Genomic DNA, 8510 nt, shown 5'->3' with positions numbered 1-8510 from the left:
AGATACCCGTCGATCTGGCGGCGCTCCCGGTTTACAGCCGCAGCCGGGTTTTCGAAGGTTTTCGCGGCTTCGGCGTCGCCAGGAGCGGCGATGCGGTGGTCGATCCGGATGCCGTCGGCATGGCCCTTGTCGCCGAGGAGAAGCCCGCCGCGAGCGTTGGGCCGGAAGCCGTCGAACCTGCCCCGGCGACACCGAAACCCGCCGATCCGTTCAGGGGCGAAGTGCCGGCGTTGACCATCGTGCCAAAGCCCGAGCGGCGCTTTGCCGACAAGGTGATCCGGCTGGCCGAGCACCGGCAGCCGGCCAACGACAAGGGCCTGTCGACGCTGGAACGCAGCGCGTTTCGCGAGATTGGCGAGCGTCTCAAGAAGGACAGCACCCCGGCCGAAGAACAGCCCAGCGCCGGAAAGCAGAAGCCGGTTGAGAAAGTCGAGGCAGCCGGCAATGCCGACGAGCCAAAGCTGAAAGGAGCCGGCCCGACGGACAAGGGTGAGATGCCGGAACCAGGTCCGGAAAGCGGGGCGGCTGCCGCCGAACCGCCCGAGGCCGATGCCGAGGACCAGAAGGACCTCGCCCGGCTCGACGGCGAGCAGCCGGATGAGGCGGTAGCAGAGGCGCAAGCCGGCGAACCCGTCACACGCCCTGTTTCCGGATCGCTGCTCGACTATGCCGACCGCGAACCCAGCGATGAAGCGCAGGAAGGCGATGAGCCCAGCACGGACCGTCGAACGATCGTCGCCGAAGCGCCGCGGGATGGCGACGACGATAGCATGACGGCCGAAGATTTCCGTGACGCCGAGGACAGTGAGGATTGGTCCGAGGACAGCGCAGCCGACGCTGCCGGCCAGGTGCCGCCCGTCGAGCGGCCGCAGGCACCACCGCTCAAACTCGACGGCTTCGTGCCGTCGGCGTTTGCCGGAGCGGACAACAAGGGGCCGGATACCTCGATCCTCGGCAAGCTACCGGTGCCGGTGCTTATCCATTCCGGCGATCAACTGTACTACGCGAACGACGAATTCCTCGGCTTGACCGGCTATGCGACGCTCAACGCCCTGGACGAGGCGGGCGGGCTCGGCGCGCTGTTTGCCGACCCTTATGCCGACGACGGCAGTTCGGAGGGCGGCGACCGCGCATTACGGCTGAGGACGCGCGACGGTCAGGAGTTTCCGATCGACGCGATTTTGCGCTCCGTCCCGTGGGGGAACGGCAAGGCACTGATGCTGGTCGTACGCCGTTCCGGCGACGACGAAGCATCAGCCATTCCGCATGGCGCTGCCGACGACCAAACGCAGCCGGATGTTTCCGAGCTCAAGGCGCGCATTGCCGAAATGCGCACCATCATCGACACCGCCACCGACGGCGTCGTGCTGATGGGCCGTAACGGAACGATCCGTTCAATTAGCCGTCCGGCGGAAGCGCTGTTTGGCTTCGACAGCGACGAGGTGACCGGCAAGCCGTTCGTCTCGCTGTTTGCGATCGAAAGCCAGCGCGCGGCGCGTGACTATCTCGAGGGGTTGTCGGAGCCCGGCGTTGCAAGCGTGATGAACGATGGCCGCGAGGTGATCGGGCGCGAGGCGCAGGGGCGTTTCATTCCGCTGTTCATGACCATCGGCAGGCTGCCCAACGACAGCGGCTTCTGTGCGGTGGTGCGCGATATCACCCAGTGGAAGCGGGCCGAAGAGGACTTGACCCAGGCGCGCGCGGTCGCCGAACGCGCCTCGTCGCAGAAGACCGATTTTCTGGCCCGCATCAGCCACGAGATCCGCACGCCGCTCAACGCCATCATCGGCTTTTCCGAGCTGATGGTCGACGAGAAATTCGGGCCGGTGGCCAATGACCGCTATCGCGACTATCTGCGCGACATCAACCGTTCGGGCAACCACGTGCTCGATCTGGTCAACGACCTGCTCGACATTTCGAAAATCGAGGCAGGCCAGCAGGAGATGGCCTACGAGGCGGTGTCGCTTAACGACACGCTGGCCGAAACCGTGGCGATGATGCAGCCGCAAGCCAACCGGGAACGCGTCATCATCCGCTCCAGCTTCGCCTCGCGGCTGCCGGAAGTGGTGGCCGATCTGCGCAGCGTTCGGCAGATCGCGCTCAACATCCTGTCGAACGCCGTCCGCTACACGCAGGCCGGCGGCCAGGTTATCGTGTCGACGGCCTACGAACTCTCCGGCGATGTCGTCATGCGCGTGCGCGATACCGGCATCGGCATGAGCCCGTCCGAGATCGAGCAGGCGCTGAAGCCGTTCAAGCAGATCAATGCGCTGAAGCGCGGCCGCGGCGACGGCACCGGTCTTGGGCTGCCGCTGACCAAGGCGATGGTCGAAGCGAACCGGGCCCGGTTCACCATCAACTCGACGCCCGGCGAGGGAACCCTGGTCGAAGTCGCCTTTCCCTCGACCCGTGTGCTCGCCGGTTAGCTATGGTTGCGCAAAGAAAAAAGGCGTCCAACAGGACGCCTTGAATGATAGGATTGCTGTCACAACGGGGCTTGAGCGAATCAGATCCTCTCGGGGCTAAGAGGAACGGGATTTCTCCCTCAAGTTACGCACGACTATCGATGCCGGGCCTTAACAAATCCTTACCGGCACGCCGGAAAATTTACCAATGTGTACCACTCATGAAATCTAGGTAAATTCCGAAGAGATAATTTGTTAACGATACCTGAGACCTCAAAACGGCTCCCGCCTTGGATCCCGGGTCAGTCGGCAAGCTGCGGCAGGTTGCGGAACAGCTCGAGCGCTTCGGGATTGGCGAGCGCTTCCTTGTTCTTGATGGCGCGGCCATGCACCATGTCGCGTACCGCGAGCTCGGTGATCTTGCCCGATTTGGTGCGCGGAATATCGCTGACGGCGACGATCTTGGCCGGCACGTGGCGCGGGCTCGCCCCGATGCGGATTTTCGCGCGGATGCGTTTTTCCAGCTCGGCATCGAGCTCGACGCCTGCCGCCAGCCGCACGAACAGCACCACGCGAACGTCATTGTCGAAATCCTGGCCGATGCATAGTGCTTCGAGGATTTCCGGCATTTGCTCGACCTGATTGTAGATCTCCGCCGTGCCGATCCTGACACCGCCCGGATTGAGCGTGGCGTCGGAACGGCCATGGATGATCAGGCCGCCATGGGCGGTCCATTCGGCGAAATCGCCGTGGCACCAGACATTGTCGAACCGTTCGAAATAGGCGGCTCGGTATTTCCTGCCGTCAGGGTCGTTCCAGAAGCCGAGCGGCATCGCGGGAAACGCCTTGGTGCAGACGAGCTCGCCCTTCTCCTGGCGGAGCGGCCGGCCGTCATCGTCCCAGACATCGACGGCAAGACCGAGCCCAGGCCCCTGGATCTCGCCGGTCCATACCGGTTCGATCGGCACGCCGAGCACGAGGCAGGAGACGATATCGGTGCCGCCGGAAATCGAAGCCAGATGCACGTCCTTCTTGATGCCTTCGTAGACGAAGCGGAAATCTTCCGGCGATAGCGGCGAGCCGGTCGAGGAGATGGCGCGCACGCTGGAAAGATCATGCGTGCGGATCGGCTTGAGGCCGGCCTTGCGCACGGAATCTATGAATTTGGCCGAGGTGCCGAAATACGTCATCTTCTCGGCATCGGCGAAGTCGAACAGCGTATTGCCGTCCGGGTACAAGGGTGAGCCGTCGTAGAGCAGCAAGGTGGCGCCCGACGCCAGGCCCGACACCAGCCAGTTCCACATCATCCAGCCGCAGGTGGTGAAGTAGAAGAAGCGGTCGCCGTCGAGCAGGCCGGCATGCAGCCGTTCTTCCTTGACGTGCTGGATCAGCGTTCCGCCGGCCGAATGGACAATGCATTTGGGGATGCCGGTCGTGCCGGACGAAAACAGGATGTACAGCGGATGCGAAAACGGCAGCCTCTCGTAGCTGACAGGCCTGGCGGCAAAGGGTGACAGCGCCTCTTCCAGCGCGGCCGCCTTGCCGATGGTCGCCGCGACGTCGAGCGAGGTGCCGAGATAGTCGACAATGAGGACCTTGCGGACGGTGGCGAGCTTGCCCGCCACGGCCGCGATCTTGTCGGCGACTTCGATCGCCTTGCCATTGTACCAGTAGCCGTCCGGCGCGATGAACACGACAGGCTCGATCTGGCCGAACCGGTCGAGAACCCCCTGCTCGCCGAAATCCGGGGAGCAGGACGACCAGACCGCGCCGATCGAGGCGGCCGCCAGCATCGCAGCAACGGTCTCCGGCATGTTGGGCATCATCGCGGCGATGCGGTCGCCCTTCTTCACCTTGAGCGACAGGAAAAGCTGCTGCAGGCGCGAGGTCAGCGCATGCAGCTCGTTCCAGGACAGCCGCCGCTCGACCTTGTCCTCGCCGCGAAAGACGATTGCGTCGCCAAGCCCGGTTTTCTTGAGGAGATTCTCGGCGAAGTTCAGCTTCGCATCAGGGAAGAAGGTCGCGCCGGGCATCTTGTCGCCATCGATCAGCACGCGTTCGCCCTTGTCGCCGACGATGCCACAAAAGTCCCAGACCAAGCTCCAGAAGGTCTCGCGGTCATCGATCGACCAGCGATGCAGGTCGGCATAGGAGGAGAAAGACTCGCCGGCCATGCTCGCCGCGGCGTTCATGAAGGCGGTCATCGGCGCCGCGTCGATCTGCTCTTGCGTCGGGATCCAGAGCGGTGCGTCGTCAGCCATCATTGTTCCTCCGCAGGCTGCATCGCTTATGCAATATCGCGATGCAGCAGAGCAAGATTTTGTTGGACCGCGCCGGTCAGGGTGTGCGCAAATGCCATCGCCGGGCCATAAAGACTTGAAATGCGTCAGCCGTCGGTTACACCCGTCGGGCGATTTTGTCGGAATGGAAGCATACAGGGCGATATGCCATCACCTTTGATCCGACGCGGAATATGGGCGATCGGCGCAGCCGTCATCGTCATCGCGCTGGTCGTCGCAGCCTTGCCGTTGATCGCCTCGACCCGCATCGTACGCGACCGCATCGCATGGGAAATGAGCGCCTGGAGCGGTTTCCGGGTCACCATCGACGGCGCGCCGCGCATCGAGGTCTGGCCGAATTTCCGGGCGATCCTGAGCGACGTGACGCTGTCGCAATGGACAGAGACGGATGCGCCGCCCGTGGTCGAAGCCGAACGGGTCGAGGTCGACCTCTCGGCGATGGCGGCGCTGCGTGGCGACGTGGTGTTTTCGACGGCGCGGCTGGTACGACCGACGATCCGGGTTCAGCGTACCGCGAGCGGGTTTTTCCTGCCTGCGATTCCCAGCGGCGGGCGCATTACGCGTTCGATCGATGCTGCCCGCGCGGTGATCAACACAAATCCCGCCAAGCCGGATCTCGGCAAGCTGCCAACAGATCCGTTCGGCACAGTCGAGTTCAGGGACGGCCGCGTGGTGGCTGCCATCGGCGACAAGGACCAGGAGATATTGAGCAGCCTGAGCGGCCAGGCGAACTGGGCCGCGATGAACAGCAATGCGACGCTGTCGGCGACCGGGATATGGCGCGGCGAAAGTGTTGCCATCGACGCCGCATCGCCGAACCCGCTTGTGTTGTTTGGTGGCGGCACAGCACCGGTCACGTTTTCCTTCAAGGCGGCGCCGGCCAGTTTTTCATTCGACGGCCGCGCCAGCATGTCGGAAAACGGCTATTTCGACGGCCAGGCAAAATTCGCCGCACCTTCGCTCCGACGCGTGCTCGAATGGTCGCAGGCCGGCATCGCGCCCGGTGCGGCAATCGGCTCGATCTCGGTTTCAAGCAAGATCACGGCGACGGCCGGGCGCGTCAAATTCGAAAACACCGCCCTGACCCTCGACAACAACCCCGGAATGGGCGCGCTGGACTTCACCTACGGCGAGGCATTGCCGGTGATCTCCGGCACACTTGCCTTCGATACGCTCGACCTCAGATCATTTCTTTCCGCCTTTGCCCCGGTGCCATCGGCCGGCGGCACCGATCCGGGCGAAATCGATACGAGCTTCGCCGACCGGATCAATCTCGATCTCAGGCTGTCGGCGGCGCATGCCACGGCCGGCGCCATCCAGCTTGCCGAGGTCGCCGCCACCGCCCAGGTCAAGAACGGCCTTGCCGTCTTCGACATCTCGGATGCATCCGCCTTTGGCGGCAACGTCCAGAGCAGCGTCCGTTTCGACCGCAAGCCCGCCGGCACCGAAGTCGAGATCCGGCTGCTTGCTTCCGATATCGACGGCGGCGCCTTCGGCACCGCGGCCGGGATGACACGGCTGGTGCCGATCGGCACTGGAACCGTTTCGGTCATCCTCAAGGGGCCTGGCAGAACCTGGGACTCGATTTTCGAAAACGCCAATGGCTCGCTGTCCGCGACGTTCGGCGCGGGTGCGCTGAGCCGGCTTAACCTGCCGGCGTTCCTCAAGCACACCGAACAGGGCGGATTCTTCGCGCTGGACGACGTCTCGGACGGAACGCTGCCGATCGACGGGGCAGAGCTCAAGGCGAGCATTTCGAACGGCGTGGCACGCATCGACAAGGCCGAGGTGAATTCCGCGCAATACAAGATCTGGCTTTCCGGCATTGCATCCTATGCCGGACGCGGGCTGGCACTGTCCGGCGGCATCGTCCGGCCGAGCCAGGCTGCCACGCAGACGAACGCCCAGGGACCCAATCAGTCGTCGTTCTTCGTCGGCGGCACGTGGAGCACGCCGTTCATCTCGCCGATAAGCCGCGGCGTTTCGGGAGAGTAAGCAGCGGCAGCAGCAGCTTCAACCGCGCTGCGCGGCCTGCTCGTCGCGCTGGCGCTGCACTTCGCGGCTCTTGTTGACAAGCGAAGCGATGATCACACCGACGGCGACAACGGCGATCAGGATGGTGCAGGCGGCGTTGATTTCCGGCGTCACGCCGAGGCGAACTTGGCTGTAGATCTTCATCGGCAGTGTCGTGGCGCCGGGACCCGAGGTGAAGCTGGCAATAACCAGGTCGTCGAGCGAGAGCGTGAAGGCCAGCATCCAGCCGGAGACGATCGCCGGCATGATGACCGGCAGCGTGATCTGGAAGAAGGTCCTTACCGGCGGTGCACCGAGGTCCATCGCGGCTTCTTCCAGTGACCGATCGAAGGTGATCAGGCGCGACTGCACCACCACCGCGACGAAGCACATGGTCAGCGTGGTGTGGGCAAGCGTCACCGTCAGAAAGCCGCGGTCGAGGCCGACGGCGACGAAGAGCAGCAGCAGCGACAGGCCGGTGATGACTTCGGGCATGACCAGCGGCGCAAACACCATGCCCGAAAACAGAAGCCGGCCGCGAAAGCGCGTGTAGCGTGTCAAGGTGAGCGCCGCCAGCGTGCCGAGCACGGTCGCCACGGTTGCCGAGATGACGCCGACCCGGGCCGTCACCCAGGTGGCGTCCATCAGACCCCGGTTGTGGAACAGCGAGACGTACCATTTCGTCGAGAAGCCGCCCCAGACGGTGACCAGCTTCGACTCGTTGAAAGAGAACACGACGAGCAGGACGATCGGCAGGTAGAGAAAGGCAAAGCCGAGCACGATCGAAATGACGTTGAAGCGGCTCCAGGTGGCGTTCATTGGTCCTGCTCCTGAGCACGCGCCTGGGCCCGCTGGAAAATCATGATCGGCACGATCAGCAGCAGCAGCAGGATGACGGCAACGGCGGACGACACCGGCCAGTCACGGTTGGCGAAGAACTCGTTCCACAGCGTCCTGCCGATCATCAGCGTCTGCGAGCCGCCGAGCAGGTCGGGAATGACGAACTCACCGACGGCGGGAATGAACACCAGGAGGCAGCCGGCGATGACGCCGGGCAGCGACAGCGGAAAGGTGATCTTCCAGAAGGCGCTGGTCGGCGGGCACCCGAGATCCTTCGCCGCCTCGATCAGCGTATGGTCCATCTTCTCCAACGACGAATAGAGCGGCAGCACCATGAACGGCAGATAGGAGTAGACGATACCGATGAAGATAGCCGTATAGGTGTTGAGGATGATCAGCGGCTGGCTGATGATGCCGCTGGCGAGCAGCAGCTGGTTGAGCAGGCCTTCGGGCTTGAGGATGCCGATCCAGGCATAGACACGGATCAGGAACGAGGTCCAGAACGGCAGGATCACCAGCATCAGCAAGGTCGGGCGGATCGTCGCCGGAGCGCGCGCCATGCCATAGGCAATGGGATAGCCGACAAGCAATGTCAGGACCGTCGAGATGGCGGCGACGACGACGCTCGTCACATAGGCGTTGAAGTAGAGCGCATCCTGCGTCAGCCACGTGTAGTTGTCGAAATTGAGCGCGCCAACCCCCGAGATGAACCCCGAAATGCCGCCGCGGAAATCGAGCACCGGAGTATAGGGCGGCATGGCGATCGCCGTCTGCGACAGCGAAATCTTGAAGACGATGATGAAGGGGACAAGAAAGAAGAACAGCAGCCAGAGATAGGGGACGATAATGACGAGACGGCCGACGAAAGCCGCGCTCAGCCTGGCCGGGGCGGATTTACCGGCAGCATTTGCCGGAGAGCTTGTTGCGGCAGTGACAGCGGACATGATCAATC

The 8510-nt window shown here is 63.5% G+C and carries 5 protein-coding genes; 2 read left to right on the top strand and 3 right to left on the bottom strand.

What is annotated here, in order from left to right; all coding sequences use genetic code 11:
- Positions 1-2426: histidine kinase dimerization/phospho-acceptor domain-containing protein (locus tag NKJ84_RS24950; protein ID WP_352508671.1), on the top strand; the 2426-nt coding region annotated here is incomplete at its 5' end.
- Positions 2427-2707: 281 nt separating this feature from the next.
- Here the strand turns inward: NKJ84_RS24950 and NKJ84_RS24945 are convergent.
- Complete coding sequence (locus NKJ84_RS24945) at positions 2708-4666, bottom strand: acetoacetate--CoA ligase (protein WP_352508670.1); 1959 nt, start codon at positions 4664-4666, stop codon at positions 2708-2710.
- A gap of 183 nt (positions 4667-4849) precedes the next feature.
- On the opposite strand from NKJ84_RS24945, the gene NKJ84_RS24940 reads away from it, so the two are divergent.
- Entirely contained in the window at positions 4850-6700 is a 1851-nt protein-coding gene (locus tag NKJ84_RS24940; RefSeq protein ID WP_352508669.1) for an AsmA family protein, read from the top strand.
- Positions 6701-6718: 18 nt separating this feature from the next.
- Here the strand turns inward: NKJ84_RS24940 and NKJ84_RS24935 are convergent, their stop codons facing one another.
- Positions 6719-7537 (bottom strand): ABC transporter permease, encoded by an 819-nt coding sequence (locus tag NKJ84_RS24935; protein WP_254819294.1) that lies wholly within the window; start codon positions 7535-7537, stop codon positions 6719-6721.
- Complete coding sequence (locus NKJ84_RS24930) at positions 7534-8508, bottom strand: ABC transporter permease subunit (RefSeq protein WP_502899812.1); 975 nt, start codon at positions 8506-8508, stop codon at positions 7534-7536. Before NKJ84_RS24930 ends, NKJ84_RS24935 begins: the two co-directional genes overlap by 4 nt.
- Between the last annotated feature and the right edge of the window lie 2 nt (positions 8509-8510).

It is taken from the genome of Mesorhizobium sp. M0048 (assembly GCF_040323405.1).
In the GTDB taxonomy this organism is placed as follows: domain Bacteria; phylum Pseudomonadota; class Alphaproteobacteria; order Rhizobiales; family Rhizobiaceae; genus Mesorhizobium.
The sequence above is the reverse complement of the archived record's forward strand: the minus strand, read 5'-3'. Positions and strand labels throughout refer to the sequence as shown.